Origin of the sequence: Serratia sp. AS12 (assembly GCF_000214195.1) — a bacterium.
In the GTDB taxonomy this organism is placed as follows: domain Bacteria; phylum Pseudomonadota; class Gammaproteobacteria; order Enterobacterales; family Enterobacteriaceae; genus Serratia; species Serratia plymuthica.
On sequence record NC_015566.1, the window covers coordinates 3,707,094 to 3,725,691 of the forward strand.

Annotated in this window: 11 protein-coding genes; 2 read left to right on the forward strand and 9 right to left on the reverse strand. The window is 57.7% G+C overall.

Going from position 1 to position 18,598, the window contains the following annotated elements; all coding sequences use genetic code 11:
* The first annotated feature begins 94 nt into the window (after positions 1 to 94).
* On the forward strand, positions 95 to 8,737 hold the full coding sequence (locus SERAS12_RS17370) for a GH36-type glycosyl hydrolase domain-containing protein (RefSeq protein ID WP_013813876.1): 8,643 nt from the start codon (positions 95 to 97) through the stop codon (positions 8,735 to 8,737).
* A gap of 43 nt (positions 8,738 to 8,780) precedes the next feature.
* Here the strand turns inward: SERAS12_RS17370 and elaB are convergent, their stop codons facing one another.
* From elaB to idnO, 3 genes are all read right to left on the reverse strand, one after another.
* Positions 8,781 to 9,092, reverse strand: a complete 312-nt coding sequence (gene elaB / locus SERAS12_RS17375; protein ID WP_013813877.1) for a stress response protein ElaB — start codon at positions 9,090 to 9,092, stop codon at positions 8,781 to 8,783.
* Positions 9,093 to 9,178: 86 nt separating this feature from the next.
* Entirely contained in the window at positions 9,179 to 10,210 is a 1,032-nt protein-coding gene (gene idnD, locus SERAS12_RS17380) for an L-idonate 5-dehydrogenase (protein ID WP_041416261.1), read from the reverse strand.
* Positions 10,211 to 10,234: 24 nt separating this feature from the next.
* Complete coding sequence (idnO, locus tag SERAS12_RS17385) at positions 10,235 to 10,999, reverse strand: gluconate 5-dehydrogenase (RefSeq protein ID WP_006326794.1); 765 nt, start codon at positions 10,997 to 10,999, stop codon at positions 10,235 to 10,237.
* A 271-nt stretch (positions 11,000 to 11,270) separates the two neighbouring features.
* Here idnO and SERAS12_RS17390 point away from each other — a divergent pair, with 271 nt between their 5' ends.
* Complete coding sequence (locus SERAS12_RS17390; RefSeq protein WP_013813879.1) at positions 11,271 to 12,254, forward strand: substrate-binding domain-containing protein; 984 nt, start codon at positions 11,271 to 11,273, stop codon at positions 12,252 to 12,254.
* Here SERAS12_RS17390 and SERAS12_RS17395 read toward each other — a convergent pair.
* The 6 genes from SERAS12_RS17395 to SERAS12_RS17420 form a co-directional block, all read right to left on the reverse strand.
* Positions 12,234 to 12,737: a DUF1097 domain-containing protein gene (locus SERAS12_RS17395; RefSeq protein WP_013813880.1), complete on the reverse strand. Its 504-nt coding sequence runs from the start codon at positions 12,735 to 12,737 to the stop codon at positions 12,234 to 12,236. The genes SERAS12_RS17390 and SERAS12_RS17395 overlap by 21 nt on opposite strands.
* Positions 12,738 to 13,010: 273 nt before the next feature.
* On the reverse strand, positions 13,011 to 14,255 hold the full coding sequence (locus SERAS12_RS17400; RefSeq protein ID WP_013813881.1) for an MFS transporter: 1,245 nt from the start codon (positions 14,253 to 14,255) through the stop codon (positions 13,011 to 13,013).
* A gap of 155 nt (positions 14,256 to 14,410) precedes the next feature.
* Positions 14,411 to 14,926, reverse strand: coding sequence for a DUF6789 family protein (locus SERAS12_RS17405; protein WP_013813882.1), 516 nt, complete (start codon positions 14,924 to 14,926; stop codon positions 14,411 to 14,413).
* A gap of 19 nt (positions 14,927 to 14,945) precedes the next feature.
* On the reverse strand, positions 14,946 to 15,809 hold the full coding sequence (locus SERAS12_RS17410; RefSeq protein WP_013813883.1) for a DMT family transporter: 864 nt from the start codon (positions 15,807 to 15,809) through the stop codon (positions 14,946 to 14,948).
* A gap of 173 nt (positions 15,810 to 15,982) precedes the next feature.
* Entirely contained in the window at positions 15,983 to 16,408 is a 426-nt protein-coding gene (locus SERAS12_RS17415; RefSeq protein ID WP_013813884.1) for a cupin domain-containing protein, read from the reverse strand.
* An 83-nt stretch (positions 16,409 to 16,491) separates the two neighbouring features.
* On the reverse strand, positions 16,492 to 18,321 hold the full coding sequence (locus tag SERAS12_RS17420; protein WP_013813885.1) for a thiamine pyrophosphate-binding protein: 1,830 nt from the start codon (positions 18,319 to 18,321) through the stop codon (positions 16,492 to 16,494).
* Positions 18,322 to 18,598: the final 277 nt, after the last annotated feature.

Sequence of the window (18,598 nt, forward strand, 5' to 3'; positions counted from 1 at the left end):
CACGTCAGATCTGCCCGGCGTTAAAAACAGGATGTTCACGATCTCCCAGCGGTTTCACCGGCTGTCCTTTGGGTCAGATGTAAGGAGCTTTTGTGTGAAAGAAATACTAATCAATTGGTTAAAAAAACAACGCAAAAATGCAAAAATAAGAACGTTGCCGTTACGGCGCAATAAAAACGCCCCTGAGACCAACGGTAACGCCATCAAGGCAGAGCTGTTTTCTGTCGACCAAATGGAACGCTATGGCCAGCGCCTGGCACGCTCGCACAAGCTGGCGACGCGCAAGACCCCCTACTTTTTGCTGAAGCGGCTGGACGAAAACGAGCGCATTCTGGCGGAAAGCTGCCACCAGTTGAGCAACGGCAAGAAATCCAGCATGACCCCCGCCGGCGAATGGCTGCTCGATAACTACTATCTGATCGAAGAACAAATCCGCGTCGTGCGTCATCATCTGCCGAAAACCTTTGGCCGCGGCCTGCCGCAGCTGGCAGCGCCGCACAATTGCCCGCGAATTTATGACGTGGCTGCCGAAGCCATTGCGCACGGCGACGGCCACTGGGATGCGGAGAGCCTGACGCGGTATATCGCCGCCTATCAAAAAGAAGCCAACCTGACGCTGGGCGAACTCTGGGCGTTGCCCGGCATGCTGCGCCTGGCGCTGATCGAAAATCTGCGGCGCGTCAGCGTCGAAGTGGCGCAGGCCCAACAGGAACGCAATCTGGCCGACAGTTGGGTGACCAAAATGCTGGAATCGGCGGAAAACGATCCGGCTAACCTGATCGTGGTCATTGCCGATATGGCGCGCTCCAACCCCCCACGCACCAGCGCCTTTGTCGCTGAGCTGGTCCGTCGTTTACAGGGCCACGGCACCATGCTGGCGTTGCCGCTCACCTGGGTTGAGCAGCGTTTGGCAGAGGTCAGCCTGAGTTCGGCTGAACTGATACACCGCTTTAACCAGCAGTTGGCCGTCAGCCAGCTGTCGGTCAGCAACAGCATTTCCGGCCTGCGCCAGCTCAGCGAAATGGACTGGGCCGAGTTTGTCGAAACCATGAGCCAGGTCGATCAGACCCTGCGCGACGATCCGGCGGGGGTTTACCCGTTGATGCACTTCGACACTCGCGACCACTACCGCCACGTGATCGAAATGCTGGCGCGCCACTGCTCGCGCAATGAGGTTCAGGTCGCCCAGCACGTACTGAATATGGCGCGGGTGGCGGCCGAAGATCCGTCCAGCGATCCACGCCGCAACCACGTTGGCTACTATCTGATTGACGATGGTCGGCCGGAGCTGGAACAGCAGTTGGAGGTTCAGCTCGGGCGCATTACCCGGTTGCGCCATGCGTTAAATCAGGCACCGCTACTTTCCTGGCTAGGCAGCCTGAGCCTGATCACCACCGCCATCTGTGCGGAATTGCTGCGCCATGCCTACAGCACCGGCATCAGTTGGGGGCTGGCGCTGCTGTTCTTCCCGATGGCGGCGGTAGTCAGCCAGTTCGTGCTCAACCTGCTTAGCGAGGTCACCACCCGCAGCCGCACGCCGCAACCCCTGCCGAGGCTCGATTTCTCCTGTGGCATTCCCGCCGAGTTCCGTACCCTGGTGGTGATACCGACGTTGATCGGCAGCAAAAGCGGCGTCGATAAGCTGATCAACGCGCTTGAGGTCTGTTATCTGGGCAACGCGATGAAACATCTGCACTTTGCCCTGCTCACCGACTTCGACGATGCACCGCAAAAGCAGCAAGCGGACGATGCCAATTTGCTGGCCTATGCCTGCCAGCAAATGGAAGCGCTTAACGACCACTATCCCTGTGAAGGCCCCAGCCACTTTTTCCTGTTTCACCGCGATCGCGAGTGGAATGAAAAACAGGGCGTCTGGATGGGGCTGGAGCGCAAGCGCGGCAAGCTGAATGCGCTGAACGACTGGCTGCGCAACCGGGGCAACGCTTTTTGCACCCAGGTTGGCGCCGGCCTGGAAGTACTGAAAAACGTGAAATACGTTATCACCCTCGACAGCGATACCGTATTGCCGCGCGAAAGCGCCCATCAACTGATCGCCGCCATGGCGCACCCGCTTAACCAACCGCAGTACGACGCGCGTCAACAGCGGGTGGTAGAAGGCTACGCCATCTTGCAACCGCGCATGGCAGAGGAAATACCGAGTTACGGCCAGGGCCGCTACGCAGCACTGTGCAGCAGCACGCCGGGCAACGATCCCTATACGTTGATGGCCTCGGACATTTACCAGGATCTGTTTGGCGAAGGATCCTTTATCGGCAAAGGCATCTACGATGTCGACGTGTTCTCGCACAGCCTCAAAGGCACCTGCCCGCCGAATCTGGTGCTGAGCCACGATCTGCTGGAAGGCTGCTACGCCCGCTCAGGCCTGCTGAGCGATGTGTTGTTGTACGAACAGTATCCCAGCAATTATCTGGTGGACGTGGCGCGCCGCACGCGCTGGATCCGCGGCGACTGGCAACTGCTCAACTGGTTGCTGCCACGAGTAAAAACCGAAGACGGCACCCGCGCCGCCAACCCATTGAGCACCCTGTCACGCTGGAAGCTGTTCGATAACCTGCGCCGCAGTCTGACGTCGCCCAGCCTGTTGTTGCTGCTGTTTTGCGGTTTCGTCTGGCTGCCGAACACCCGCTACTGGCTGGCGGTCTTCGCCATCATCCTGCTGCTACCCACTCTGCTGGCGCTGGTGCAGGATGTGGTGCGCAAACCGCCGCGCAGGCCCTTCCTGCAACACCTGCAGTTGGCGATGAACGGTTCGCTGCATCGGCTGGCTCAGGTCGGCCTGCGGCTGGCGACGCTGCCGCATGAAGCGCTGTACAGCCTGAAAGCGATCGCTATTACCCTGTGGCGGTTGCTGATCAGCAAACGCAACCTGCAAGAGTGGACCAGCTACGCTCAATCCAGCGCCCGTCAGCAGGTTACTCTGAAAAACTTTTATCGGGCGATGTGGATCAACCCGGTAGCCGGCGCGGCGTTGTTGCTGTTTAGCTTCCTGCATAACCCGATGGCGTTGTTTATCACGCTGCCCTTCGCCACCCTGTGGTGCCTGGCCCCGTTCCTGCTGTGTTATCTCAGCCACCAACCGCAGCGCAGTAAAACCGCGCTCGACGATGAACAGCGCCGCTTTCTGCGTCACACCAGCCGCCAGACCTGGGACTTCTTCAATACCTTCGTTAATCAGCAGGAAAACTGGCTGCCGCCGGATAACTATCAGGAGATACCGGAACCGGTGGTGGCCCACCGCACTTCACCGACCAATATCGGGCTGTCGCTGCTGGCCAACCTCACCGCCTATGATTTCGGCTACCTGACGCTCAGCGAGGCGCTGCGGCGCATTGAGCTGACGCTTAACACGCTGGACCGCATGGAGCACTATCGCGGTCACCTGTACAACTGGTACAACACTCGGACCCTGGAACCGCTGAACCCGCGCTATATCTCCAGCGTAGACAGCGGCAATCTCGCCGGGCACCTGCTGACGCTCAGCGCCGGTCTGCCCGCGCTGGCTCACCAGCCGGTCATCAGCCCGCAATTAGTGCTGGCCGGACTTGGCGACAGCCTGCAACTGCTGGAACAGCACTGGGGGGACGCCGCCCACAAAAATCTTCCGAAGCTGCGTAACCATTTTGAACAGGCGTTAAACAGCCATCCCGCCGCGCTGCAGGCCGAGCTGAACGCCATGCGCAACTACAGCAACGGGTTGCAGGAACCGGCGCTGAATCACGACGAAGAAACCAAACGCTGGGCCGGCGCGCTGCATCAGCAACTCAACGAACTCTGCGCGGAGTGGGCGCTGTGGTTCGGCTGGCTGAGCGACAACGTACCCGAGTTGACCCAGGTGCCAAGCCTGCACTGGCTGGCCAATCCGCCGGCCCAACTGACGCTGCCCGCAGAGCAGCAAAGCCAGCTTGACGCCGCCAGCGCATTGGCTCAGGAACGGCTGACGCAATTGTATAGCCTCCAGCAGCGGCTGGAAAAAATGGCGCAGATGGACTTCAACTTCCTGTATGACGAGTCGACCCATTTCCTGACCGTCGGCTTTAACTGCGATCAGAACCGGATGGACAGCAGTAAATACGATCTGCTGGCATCGGAAATCCGGCTGACCAACTACGTCGCCATCGCCACTAACCAGGTGCCTCAGCGCAGTTGGTTTGCACTCGGCAGACTGTTTACCGTGATCGAAAATGAGCCGGCACTGATGTCGTGGAGCGGCTCAATGTTTGAATACCTGATGCCGCAACTGGTGATGCCGGCCTACCCCGACTCCCTGCTGGTGCAAATGTGCCGCGCCGCGGTGGAACGGCAAATCGCCTGGGGCAAGGAGCGCGGCGTGCCCTGGGGCATTTCCGAATCCGGTTATTTTGGCTTCGATGCCGATCAAAACTACCAGTATCATGCCTTTGGCGTGCCGGGGCTGGGCCTGCGTCGCGGGTTGGGTGACGATATGGTGGTCGCGCCATACGCGACGGTGATGGCGCTGATTGTCGATCCGGATGCCGCTTGCAGCAATCTCGTCGCGCTGGAAAAAAATGGCGCCAAAGGCCGCTACGGGTTTTACGAGGCGCTGGATTACACCACCGCGCGCCTCAGCCGTGGTCAGCTGTACGTGATCATCCGCTCCTATATGGCGCACCATCAGGGCATGAGCTTCCTTGCCCTGTCCCATCTGCTGCTGGATGCACCTATGGTGGCGCGCTTCGCCGATTATCCTGCGTTCCAGTCGGCACGCTTGCTGCTGCAAGAACGGGTACCGGATGCGGTTGAGCTGTACAGCACCCGCCGTCACTTCGAAACCCATGAAGGCACCATTACTCCGGCCAGCTTCATTGCGCGTGAGTTCAGTCGGGTGGATTCGCCGATCCCGGAAGTGCAGTTGCTGTCCAACGCCAACTATCACCTGATGCTAACCCAGGCCGGCGGCAGCTACAGCCGCTGGCAAAATCTGGCCCTGACCCGCTGGCGTGAAGATGCCACCTGCGACAACTGGGGCGCCTTCTGTTACCTGCGCGATCCGCAAACCGGTGAGGTATGGAGCAACACCTGGCAACCGATCGGCGGTGCAGCCAAGGGTTACAGCGCGGTGTTCAACGATGCCGGCGCCGAATATCAGCGCCGTCAGGGGTCGTTGTCGGTCAAAACGCAGGTTGTGGTGTCGCCGGAGGACGATATCGAGCTGCGGCGCGTCACCCTGGTGAACCGCAGTAAACAGCCGCGCATTATCGAAATCACCAGCTATGCGGAAGTGGTGCTGGCGCCGGCCGGCAACGATCTGGCTCACCCGGCGTTCAGCAATTTGTTCGTTCAGACCGAACTGCTGCCGGATCAGGACGCCATTTTGTGTCACCGCCGCCCGCGCGAACCCAAAGAGAAATGCCCGTGGCTGCTGCATATGATGACGGTACAGGGCCGCTCCAGCCAGACCTCGTTCGAAACCGATCGCGCCAAATTTATCGGCCGTGGCCGGACCCCGGCCAACCCGCAGGCGCTGTATCAGAATACGCCGTTGACCAACAGCGCCGGGCCGGTCATCGATCCGATTATCTCCATCCGCCAACGCGTGGTGCTGGAACCCAACGTGCCGTTGACGCTGGATATTTTCTACGGTGTTTGCGAAGACCGCGTCAGCAGCCTGGCCATGCTGGAAAAATACCGCGACCGCCATCTGGCGGACCGCGTGTTTGAACTGGCCTGGTCGCACAGCCAGGTGGTACTGCGTCAGTTGAACGCCAATGAGGAAGATGCCAACCTGTTCAATCGCCTGGCGAGCGCAGTGGTGTTCCCGGCACAAGAAATGCGGGCTGCCGGCAGCGAAATCATCCAAAATCGCCGCGGCCAGTCGGGGCTATGGGGGCATTCGATCTCCGGCGATCTGCCGATCGTTCTGTTGACGGTGACCGATGGCGAGAACATCGGGCTGGTGCAACAGCTGATTCAGGCGCACAACTACTGGCGGCTGAAAGGGCTGCAGGTGGATCTGGTGATCCTTAACGAGGACGCCGGCGGTTACCGCCAGGAGCTGCAAAACCAGATAATGAGCCTGATCGCCGCCGGTATGGAGTCAACCCAAACCGATAAACCGGGCGGCATTTTCGTGCGCACCAGCGAGCATATGTCACCGGAGGATCACCGCCTGCTGCTTAGCGTGGCGCGTATTTACCTTGACGACAGGCGCGGCGGATTAAATGAACAGCTAAACCAGCGCCTGCAACTGCCGCAGATCCTGCAGCAGCCGCTGTCGCCGGTTACCGCCTCGTCGAAACTGGCGACGGTGGACAATCTGCCGCGTAACCTGCATTCGCCACAGTTACCCGCCATTGACGCATTGCAGTTCTATAACGGCCTCGGCGGCTTCTCGGAGGATGGCCGTGAATATGTGATCGCCATGAACGAGAGCAAAATCACCCCTGCGCCCTGGTCAAACGTGATGGCCAACCCGATGTTCGGCTCGGTTGTCTCGGAAAGCGGCCAAGCCTACACCTGGTACGAAAACGCCCACGAATACCGCCTTACGCCTTGGGAAAACGATCCCATCTGCGACCGCAGCGGCGAAGCCTTCTATTTGCGTGACGAAGAAAGCGGCCACTTCTGGTCGCCGACGCCGCTGCCTGCGCGGGGACGCGGCCATTATCTGACACGTCACGGCTTCGGTTACAGCGTGTTCGATCATCGCGAAAGCGGCATCGACAGCCAGTTCACCGTATTGGTCGCCAAAGAGGCGCCGGTGAAACTGTTCCTGCTGACGCTGACCAATACCTCCGGACGCACGCGCAAGCTGTCGGCTACCGGCTACGTGGAGTTTATCCTCGGCGATCTGCGGCAAAAAACGGCCATGCACATCGTCACGCAGGCGGCAACGCCCGAAAGCGGATGCGGCGTTCTGGCCACCAATCACTACGGTGGCAGCGGCTCGGAACGCACCGCCTTCTTCGGCGTCTCCGGCGCGCATTGCTCAGTCAGCGGCGATCGGCGCGAATTCATTGGCCGCAACGGCTCGCTGACCAGCCCGGCGGTGCTTAAGCTGCGCCGGTTGTCCGACAAAGTGGGTGCCGGCATGGATCCCTGCGGTGCCGTGCAGTCGGCGATCAGCCTGATCGATGGCGATCAACGCAGCTTCGTGTTCGCCCTCGGCCTGGGGCAAAATGCCGATGAGGCCGAAGCGCTGCTGCAAAAATACCTGCAAGAAGAGGCACTGCAAAATGAGTTGCTGCAGGTGACGGCGCATTGGGACGGCATTCTCAACAAAGTACAAATCGGCACGCCGCAGCCGGCGGTCGATCTGCTGGCCAACGGCTGGCTGCTGTACCAGACTCTCTCCTGCCGCATTCAGGCGCGCAGCGGCTACTACCAATCCGGCGGCGCCTTTGGCTTCCGCGATCAACTGCAGGATACGCTGGCGCTGACCCACGCCGCCCCTGAGCGGCTGCGCCAACAGATCCTGCTGTGCGCATCGCGCCAGTTTGTCGAAGGCGACGTGCAGCACTGGTGGCATCCGCCGCAGGGCAATGGCGTTCGCACGCTCTGTTCGGATGATTATCTGTGGTTACCGCTGGCGATTTGCCACTACCTGGACGCCACCGACGATAAAACCATTCTGGAAGAACAGGTCGGCTATCTGGAGGCGCGCAAGCTGGCGCCAGGCGAGGAATCGTCCTACGAACAACCGGCGCTGAGCGCGACGCAGGAAACCCTGTATCAGCACGGCGTGCGCGCGTTGAAACACGGGCTGAACTTCGGCGAGCATGGCCTGCCGCTGATGGGTGCCGGAGACTGGAACGACGGCATGAACATGGTCGGCCTGGAGGGGCGCGGTGAAAGCGTGTGGCTGGGCTTCTTCCTGTTCCATATTCTGCAACGTTATGGCGAACTGGCGACCGCCCGCAACGACAAGGAACTGGCGACGCTGTGCCGCCAACAGGCCGCCACCCTGCGCGACAACCTGCGTGACCACGCCTGGGACGGCGAATGGTATCGCCGAGGTTACTTTGACAGCGGGGAACCGCTGGGCTCCCATGAGTCGGCGGAGTGTCGCATCGATGCCATCGCTCAAAGCTGGTCAGTGCTGTCCGGCGCCGGGGATAAACCGCGCAGCCTGCAGGCGATGCAGTCGCTGGATAAACATCTGGTCGACAACCAGGCTGGCCTGATCAAACTGCTGACGCCGCCGTTCGACGGCAACGGCCCAAACCCGGGCTATATTCGCGGCTATCTGCCCGGCGTGCGCGAGAACGGCGGCCAATATACCCACGGTGCGGTCTGGGCGGTGATGGCCTTCGCCGAAATGGGCAATATCGAACGCGCCTGGGAACTGATGGCGCTGATTAACCCGATCAACCACAGCCTGGACAGTACCGCCGCCGAACGTTATAAGGTCGAGCCTTACGTGGTCACCGCCGATATCTACGCGGTGGCGCCGCATGTCGGCCGCGGCGGCTGGAGTTGGTATACCGGCTCCGCCGGCTGGATGTACCGGTTAATCGTCGAATCCCTGCTGGGGGTGAAACGCCACGGCGATCGACTGACCGTCAATACCCGGCTGCCTGCAGACTGGCCGCAGGTCACGCTTAACTACCGTGAAGGCGGCAGCGAGTATCGGTTGACGATCCGTCAGGGTCAGGGCGAGGCGCTGGTCACTGTGGACGGTGAAAAACAGCCTGGGGCGGCGATAACGCTGGTTGACGATGGGAAAATCCATCAGGTGGAGGTCACGCTGGGGCAGTAAACTTCGGGGCGCGGCGATTGCCGCGCCCAACTTCAACAGGCCGTTATTTACGCGCCAGCAACAGACCCAGCACCAAACCGACCGTGGCGCCAATGCCCACACTGTGCCAGGGTTTTTCGCGCACGTAGCCGTCGGTGCGGCAAACGACATCCTTGGCCCGCGCGTAGTAGGACTCGGTGGTGTCAGTCAGCCGCGACTTTACCTCACTCAACGCCTGTTCCGCGTGGGCCTTGATATCGATATAGGCCTGATCGGCGCGATCGCCGGAGTATTTCAACACTTCTTCCAGCGTGTCACTCAGCATTCTCAGATCGTCATCCAGCGTGGTTTGATCCGCATCCGTATCTCTCGCCATGTTAAATTCTCCGTGGTTAAAAAATTAAACGGTTCTTAACTATAGACAAGGATCGCCGGTCCACGCCATCAGACTATTGGCTAAAATCAGAACACTAACTGCACCTTGGCAGCCAGGCTCTTGTCACCGGCAAACTCCAGCGCCTGCGCCAGTTGCCGGTTATCGAACTCGGCAGAAAGCAGCGGCAGCGGATCGACTGTCCCTTCGGCCAGCCAGGTCACCGCCAACGAGAATTCCTCAACAAAACGAAACGATCCCAGCAGGTTCAGCTCTTTGGCAATCAGCAGCATCAGCGGGAAATCCGGGAAACTGCCGCCCATGCCCACCTGCACCACCGTCCCTTTGGCGCGGGTGATTTCCAGACAACGCTGTAGAGACGACGGGTGGCCGGAAACCTCAAAAGCGATATCAAAATAACCTTTGTCCTGCAGATAAACGCTGAAATCGTCGTCGGCGGCGTGCAAACGGACGTCGGCCCCCATTTCCCCGGCAATATCCAGGCAGCGCGGGCTGAGATCGGCGCAGACAATTTCACCGGCACCCAGCGCCTTCAGCGCCGCTACCAGTAAGCAGCCTATCGGGCCGACGCCGGACACGAACACCTTTTTTCCTTTGACTTCACCGGGCTGCTTCGCAGCGTGGATCGCCACCGCCAAGGGTTCGGCAAACACCATCACCTTTTCGTCGCGATCGGCGCCGAACGCAATGCACTGCGCGCTATCAACCACCTTGTATTGGGTGAAAGCGCCGTCAACATGCGGGAAATACATCGCGCTGCCGAAAAAACGCATTTGAGTACATTGGTTTTGCTGATTCGCCAGACAATATTTGCACTGCCCGCATGGCTTGCTGGGGTTCAGCGCCACTTTCTGGCCCGCTGTCAGCAGCGCCGAATCGCTGGCCACCACTTCGCCGATCACCTCATGGCCAAGCACCATCGGCTGACGCACCTGAAAACTGCCGACCTTACCTTCCTGGTAATAATGCAGATCTGAACCGCAGATTCCGCCACGGGTGATTTTCACCAGCGTGCCGGTTCCCTGATATTCCACCTCTTGCTCCACCACAGCTACGTCATATTTGCCGTTGACCACACAGGACCGGGTTTGAATTTTCATCATGATTTTCCGTTGAACAGGTCGTTATACCGCAGCGGACATGCCGCCATCGACAAACAGCAAATGGCCATTAACAAAGTCCGAAGCTTTGGACGACAAAAACACCGCCGCGCCAATCAGCTCCTGCGGATCGCCCCAACGTGCGGCCGGCGTGCGTTTGGTCAGCCAGGCGGTAAACTCCGGATTGTCCGCCAGCGCCTGGGTCATTTCGGTTTTGAAATAGCCCGGCGCGATGCCGTTGACCTGAATGTTGTAACGCGCCAGCTCCACGCACATGCCGCGCGTCAGCATTTTCACCGCACCTTTGGAGGCGGCATAGGGCGTAATGGTGTCGCGCCCCAGCTCACTCTGCATCGAGCCGATGTTGATAATTTTGCCGCTTTGTCGCTGCACCATATGGCGCGCCACGGTTTGCGACACCATAAATACCGCTTTCTGATTGACGGCGATAATGTCGTCCCAGTCTTTTTCCGGAAATTCGGTAAAGGGATGGCGCCGCTGGATACCGGCGTTGTTAATCAGCACATCGATCCCGCCCATTTCCGCCTCAATCTGCTCAATGGCGGCATGAATGGCCTGCGAGTCGGTCACGTCAAAAGGGGCTGCATCGGCACTGAAGCCTTCACGCCGCAGAGCATCCACTGCGCGCTGCGCGTTTTCCCGGCTGGTGGCATTGACCAGAATGTGCGCGCCGTACTGCGCCAGCCCGCGCGCCAGCAGAAAACCAATGCCCCGTGACGCGCCGGTAATCAGTATTTTTTTATTATCCAGCGAAAATAAGTTGTTCATAAGCTTCCCCGATCCCCGTCATTCAGTTAGAACAGGTGCCTATCTCACCGGATTGCCGCCGGCAAAAACGTGAGCTGCATCACTTAAAATCATGTTACTAAAAGCTGTTACCTTTAACGTGAAGCCACGCATTCTCACAGGCCAAACACTTGACATATTTCATTGATAAATAGGATTTTTATACTTTATAACGTCGATTGTTATCACCAAATCGATTTGCTAACATGGGGTTATCCGCGATTCCTCCGCCCCACCCTGCTAAGGCCTCAGAATGAAGAACCAACGCGTTACGCTGCAAGATATCGCGCTGCTCGCCGGTGTGACCAAAATGACCGTCAGCCGCTATCTGCGTACGCCGGAAAAGGTGGCGGCCGACACCGCCGCGCGCATCGCCGAAGTGATGAAAGAGGTGAACTTCACCGACACGGATGAAGCGCGTTCGAACCAAAAACCGCGCATCGGCGTGTTAGTCCCCTCCTTCAACAACCAGATCTTTGCCGATCTGCTGGCCGGCATAGAATCCGTCACTCTGGATCAGGGTTATCAAACGCTGGTGGTGAACTATGAGTACAGCCGCGAACGCGAGGAAGAACACATAGCCCAGTTACTGGCCTACCCGATCGCCGGGCTGATCCTTACCGATTCACAGCACACTCTGCGGGCGGAAAAGTACCTGACAGCGGCAAAAATCCCGGTGGCGCAGGTGATGGATCTTGAAGGGCCGCCAGGGCGAATTGCCGTGGGGTTCGATAACTATCAGGCGGGTTATGACATGACCGAAGCGCTGCTTGCCAGCGGTAAACGCCAGGTGGTCTATTTCGGCGCCATGTCCGATGCGCGCGACTTGAAACGCTTTCAGGGCTATTGCCGGGCGATGGAAAATCAGGGGTTGCCCCCACGCCAGATCACACCGCACAAGGTTTCATCGGTCTCGGTCGGCTCCGATATGCTGGCGATGGCGCGTCGGCTTTATCCTGATCTGGACGGCATACTGTGCACTAACGACGATCTGGCGGTGGGCGTGTTGCAGGAGTGCCTGCGGCTTGGGTTGAAGATCCCGCAGGACATCGCGCTGTCAGGCTTTCACGGTCTGGATATCGGTAAAGCCACCACGCCGGGCATCGCCAGCGTGATTACCCCCCGATTTGATATCGGCAAGGTAGCCACTGAGATCCTGCTAAAGCGCATAAAAGGGGTGCCGTGCATTGAGCGCGTTGACCTGCACTACCGCATTTCACTCGGCGGCACTATTTGAATGCGCGGTAGCCACGTCAGGCATTTTCGCCTTATCGTTGCGCGCCGCCAGCCACAGCCCGCTGTTTTTCATCGCGTAACCAAACACCAGCCCCACCAATAAAGACGCCGTCACCAGCGGCCAGTCACCCCCGCCGGCAAAGGTAGCGCAAGCGCCGATAAAGGTACCGGGCACGAACCCCAACCACTGCTGTTTGGCCTGAATGCACATCAGGAAAGCCACTATACCGGTCAGCAGGTAGCCGAGCATGCTCCAACCCGGCGCCAGTTCGCTGCCGTGAATGATCGCCATCGCCCAAAACACCCCGCTACAGCTGGTCAGCGTGCTAATCAACAATCCTTTCAGCCCACCCTGCGGACAGGCGAAATAGGCGGTGCAACCGAGAAAGCCGGCCCAGCCGATCAGTCCCAGACTGACGGCAACCCATCCCCAGACGCCGGACAGAATTCCGGTAGTGACAGCAATGGCGAAAATAACGTTCATAAATCGACCCGGCAGAAAAGAAAGCGCGCAGTGTACTCGAAAACCGGCAAATTTATGTGATAAGAGTCACAAAAAATATGTAATAGGAGAAATGTAAATTACAGACTTGCGGAATTTGTCACAAAAAAAACCAGCGTGGCAAGCACGCTGGAAATGACACACAACAACACCAGGGAAATCGTTCGCCACATTGCGTGGCTAAAGTATTCTTTCTTATACCCTATGAATATCAAGTTGCAGCCAACCACACGGCGGCTTCACAAGCGGCGGGTATCAGCGCGGGAAGCCCGCGCGGGTCACCATGAAACTCAGAATCAAGCACACCAGGGTGCTGACCACAAATAACAGATTGACCGCCAGGTGCAGGCTGGCATGGTCGATCACTACCCCCAACAGGATGGGTACCCAGTTGGCGATATAAGCAATAACGTAAAACAGCGAAATCAGTCTTGCATGGCTGGCCTTCGGTGAAATCAAATTCACCAACGTGGCGCTGCCGACAAAAATGGCGCCGTAAGCATAACCGGCAATCACCATCCCTGCGGCTGCCAGGCCCAGCGAGTGGATCTGGATCGCCTCGGCGAACACCACCACCGACAGCGCCTGCGCCAGGCAACCAAACATCAGCGAGTGCCGCGCATTAATGCGGCGACTGAGGATCTGGCTAATGCCGGCAATCACCAGGTACACGGCAATCACATAACCGTAAACGCCACGGCTGTGCATGCCCAACAGCTTTTCCGATACGCTCGGGCCAATCGCAAGGATACTGGCAGCGACCGCCCAACAGATGAACAACGCACCGGCGCACAAGAAAAACTTGCCGCCCGTGGTGCGCAGGCCGTCCGCCAACGAACTCTTTTCCGGCACGGCGTTTGCCACTGGCTCCCCGCTTACCGGCACAACCACCACTTCACCCGGCCATTTCAGCATCACACCCAGCGCGGCTACTGCCGCCACCGCCATGATGATAATGAAGGGCAATGAAGTAGTATGGAATCCGGTTTGCAGCGCCACACCGCTGAAAATCGGCCCCAATGCCAAGCCGAGAGTAAACGACAGCGTAGCGATCAGCGCCGCATTCTTACCGCCGTCTTTCGGCCCAAATCGCACCAGCGCAATATTGGCCGCCCCGGTTAGCGCACCGGTCCCAATCCCGGCCAGCAACCGTGCCATAAACATCATCAAAAACGAATCGGCCATCGAAAACAACAGCGCGCCAGCTAAAACCACCAGCAGCGCCGGCACAATCATGCTGCGCAGATCTTTCACTTTGCCGGCCATATTACCGACGCCAAACAGTGAAATCAGCACCCCTGCCGCATAAGCGCCATAAATAATTGTCAGACTGACCGAGCTTAAACCCAATTCATGTTGATAAAGCGGATAAAGCGGCGTCGGCGCACTGCTATTAAGCAATGCAGACATTAATGCCAACGCTAAAAAAAGCAGAATGGCAAAATGCGACGTGCCCGAATTCGTTTTAGCTGCTTGATTAACAGCGACACCTTCAGACATTTTTCTCTCCCGAAACAAGCTGGATAAACATTCTGTCCTGAAAACCAAACTCAATCAGGAAACGCGTTCATCATACCGTTTGGGTATAAGAGCAAAAATAGCCAAGAATGCATCACAGTGATTCATTAATGCATGAACAGGGCAAATATGATCGTTTAATGCAACACGCGAACGGGCTGCCGGCGCGGCCAAATACCGCAAATACCCAAGGCCAAACCATATACGGCATGGTTGACCAGACTGGCCACCAGTAGACCTATGCCGTTAGTGGCGCTGCCGAAAAAACCCAATCCAACTGAGGGATAAATTAAACATAACGATATAAGCGAACAAATCAGGCCATAAATAACGGCCCGGCACAGGGCACCGCTGCGCGGATGATAAACGGAAAAAACAAAATAATAAAAAAGAAGTGCCAGGACGATACCGGCAAAATAATGCGCACCGTAGCCCAATAATAATGCATGCGGCACAGGGGGAATATCGCCTGGCCGCAGGAACAGGAATTGCCCATGCCACCATTGATTGACTAAATTGCCGATAAAAACCAGGTTCAGTTTACTGATAACCCCGGCGGACGCGGCAATAAAATTGACCAGGTCCATGCCGACGGTCGCCACAATGCCATACAGTCCATAACGTGCCAGTTCCCTGGCTGGGCTTACATCCAATGGTCTCTCTCCTTTGTAGTTAAACTGCCGCAGCCTTCGAGGCTTTCGCCGGGCTGCGTTTCAAAATGGCCAATGCGCCGGAAAGAATAATCAACGCCATGCCGGCTGCAGCAATGTAAGAAAGCTTTTCGCCAAACAGCAGATAACCGAGCAGCGTGGAAAAAATGATGGTGCTGTAGGACAGGATGCTGACAATCACCGCATTGCCGCTACCGTAAGCGCGGGTCATGGTGATTTGCCCCAAACTGCCGAATACGCCGATAGCGCCTACACACAGCATCATGGCGCTGTCCAGGGCCGTAAAGCCCATCACCGCAGTCATCACACAGCCAGTCACCGTACCCACCAGCGAGAAATAGAACACCACCCGCAGCTCCGGCTCACCCCTGCGTACCAGTTTACCGACATTGAAATAGGCCAGCGCAGTCAGCAGGCCGGACAAGAGGCCAATCAGAGTAGCGACATACTCGCCATTCGGCGTGTCCGGGCGCAGCAACACCAGTATGCCGATAAACCCCAACAGCACGGAAAACAGCAGTTTGCCGGTCAATTGGCCTTTGGAGGTAACGAAGGCGATCGCCGACTGAAAGATCGGATTGGTGTAACCCAGCGTGGTGGCGGTGGCGATCGGCAGGTGGATCAGCGAATAAAAGCCGCAATACATCGCCGCATTGCCGATAGCGGCGCGTTTCATATGCAAACCGAGGTGCTGCGTGCGGAAACCGAGATTTTTAACCTTAATCAGCGCGGCGACGATCAGTACGTTAATAAAAGAACGATAAAAAATAATATCGAAAAAGCCGACTTTGGCCGAAGCCAGTTTAACACTGGCCCCCATCAGCGCGAAAAACCCGCTGGCGACGACCATCCACAAAGCAACCATGATTTCCTCGGAATACGACCCAAACGGGTGGCAAAAATGATCTATACCCTGTACGGACAGGCTGCCCCAGAGTGGGCCAGTGCCTCCGTATGCTGCACCCGTATCAAACGGGGCGAACATATTCGCCCCCTACGGGCAGTGCAGTCAACAACGCCGCAGCTTGAAAGACACTATTATTCGGCGGTTTTCACCGTCAGTGGTTTGTTGTCGGCACAAGCGAAGAACACCAGCATCTCCGCCCCTTTATCGCCAGAAACGCCCTGATGAACGATATCTACCGTGTCGGTAAAGGAATCCCCTTGCTTAAAGGTGTGCTTCAAGCCGGTTTTTTTTACCGTGAGAGAAACGCTGCCGCCGGTCATATACACCGCACTGATGCACGGGTGGATATGCCAGGCAAGCACCTTATTCGGCTCCACCGTCACTTTCAACAGGGTGATCTGTGGGGCACCGGCCGGATACTGCCCGTACGGCGTGCCCTCCCACGAGGTTTCGGTTTTCAGCAAGGTTTCTTTGCTGATCCCTTCGCCGTGATCTTCAGCAGCCTGCGCGCTCCCCTGAAATGCCATCGTTAATGCCAGAAGTATCAATTTATACATTGTTATCGCTCCATGACCCTGTGAATAAGAACAGAAATGGCGTGATACAAAGGATAATTAACGACGGCCTCAGGGACGCGCCCTTACAACCCTTTGATACGCTGTTCGTATTCTACGATGCTCTCGGCATAGTATCGATTGGGTGCGACATGATTTCCGACTATCACTTCGATCAGGAACGGGCCCTCATACTCGGCTGCGGCGGCCAGCGCCTCGTCCAGCTCCTCCAGCGTCGCCGCCTTCGCAGAGGCGACGCCCAGGCTGTTGGCGAATGACTTCCAGTCGTGGCTCGGCAGAGCGGTGTAATCAGCCGATACGCCTCGGTTCTGAAGCGTGTCGATATGCATGGCACCGTGGGCGCTGTTGTTCATTACGACAAAGGTCATTTTGACCTGATAACGTGCGGCGGTCTGGATCTCGATGCCATGCATCAGCATGCAGCCGTCGCCGGTCACCACCACGCAATCGCGGTGCGGTGCCGCCAGTTTGATGCCAATACCGGCGCATATCGCCCAGCCCATCGGCGCCAGGGAGCTTGAGGTGTGGTAATCGCCCCGCCCGCTGGCCAGCCAGTGGTGGGCCATAAAGATACGGTGCGCCCCGGAGTCAACCACCACGTTGGTGTCCTCGTCCATGCGGCTGCGGATGCGCTTGATGACATCACCGGGATACATGTTGGCTTCACCTGCGGCCTGGCGCGCCTGCAAGTCAGGCTGTTGCTGTTCAAGCGGCAATTGACGCACCTGGTCAAGCCAGCCATCGCGCAGCGCCTTGATAGCGGCCAGGTGCGCGTCGTCGTCGCCGACCGCATCCAGCAGGTGTTGCACCCCACCGGTCAGGCTGGAGAAAATCTGCATGTCCGGCTGATAGTGCGAACTGACCTTGTCAAAATCTTCGTCAATCACCACCAACGTTTTGGTGCCGTGCAGCCGAGGGTTCCAGTTCAGGCTGTCACGCTGGCTAAGGTCGCATCCCAGCACCAGCAGTACGTCCACGTCATCGCCATTGATGGTTTCCACCGCACGAGTATGGCCGGCGAACCCATACAGGCCAAGCGCCAGCTCGTGCCCTTCAGGAAACGCCCCCTTGCCGGACAGCGTGGTGGCGACCGGCAGACGATACTTCTCCGCCAGGCGCAGCAGCAGTTCGGCATCCTGCGGGTTATTCATGCGGTTGCCCACCAGGCAGGCAACCTTCAAGCCGCGCAACAGGTAATCGTCCAGCACCTGATCCAGGCCTTGCTGGTCAATCGCCGCTTCGCGGCACTGTGGTGTGCGCTGCGGATCTGCAGCATGATTGCCGGCCACCGCTTTCTTTTGCATATCGACCGGTACGCTTAAATAAGCGCGGCCTTTACGCTGGGTATTCAGGCAAGACAAACTGCGCCGCAGTTCATGCTGCAACGTCAGATTATTTTTCACTTCGATGGCGGCGGAAAGCAGAGGTTTGACGATAGTCAGCTCATCGATGCCGCTATTGCTGCCGTCCTGAAAAGCGCCCTGCGCTTCATGGTAGGTAGCGATGCCGCCGGCCAGGTACAGCACCGGGATCTTATCGGCCTGTGCTGCAGCCATCGCCGGCAGGAAATTCATGGTGCCCGGGCCGGAGATGCCGAGGCAAACGCCGAACTTGCGGCTGGCACGGGCGTAGCCATCGGCCATAAAACCGCAGGCAGTTTCATGAGCGCCGACGATGCCGGTAATGCCGGAATGTTCAATGGATTTAATTAGTGGGTACACGAGCTTGCCCGGTACCAGGAATATGTATTGAATACCGCGAGCTTCAAGACCCTGGATAATCACATCAGCGTTACTTCTCTCTACCGCTTTCGCGCCAGGCGTCGCAATAACCCTGATACCGTCCGCAGTTGCCAGGGCTACGGGGGTGTATAACTTCTCTGCGTGAGACTCCATTTTTCATGTCCAGTCGTGGTGGGCCAACCTGATTCAGAGTCAATCCCACCAGGCGGTTAGCCCACAGAGACAGGCTCTCATGCGCATCTGCTTACGCGTTAGGGTAACATTGATACAAAAATGTGCGCCAGATCACAGCATAAACGTTGATAAGCATAAAGATTGTTTAGTAAAAATAAAGATGCAAAACTGCTTCACGTTGATGCATTTATTCATATCCTGAAACATAATAAATAATTATGATACGTGGGCTTCATTTGCAGCCAAAACCAGAGCC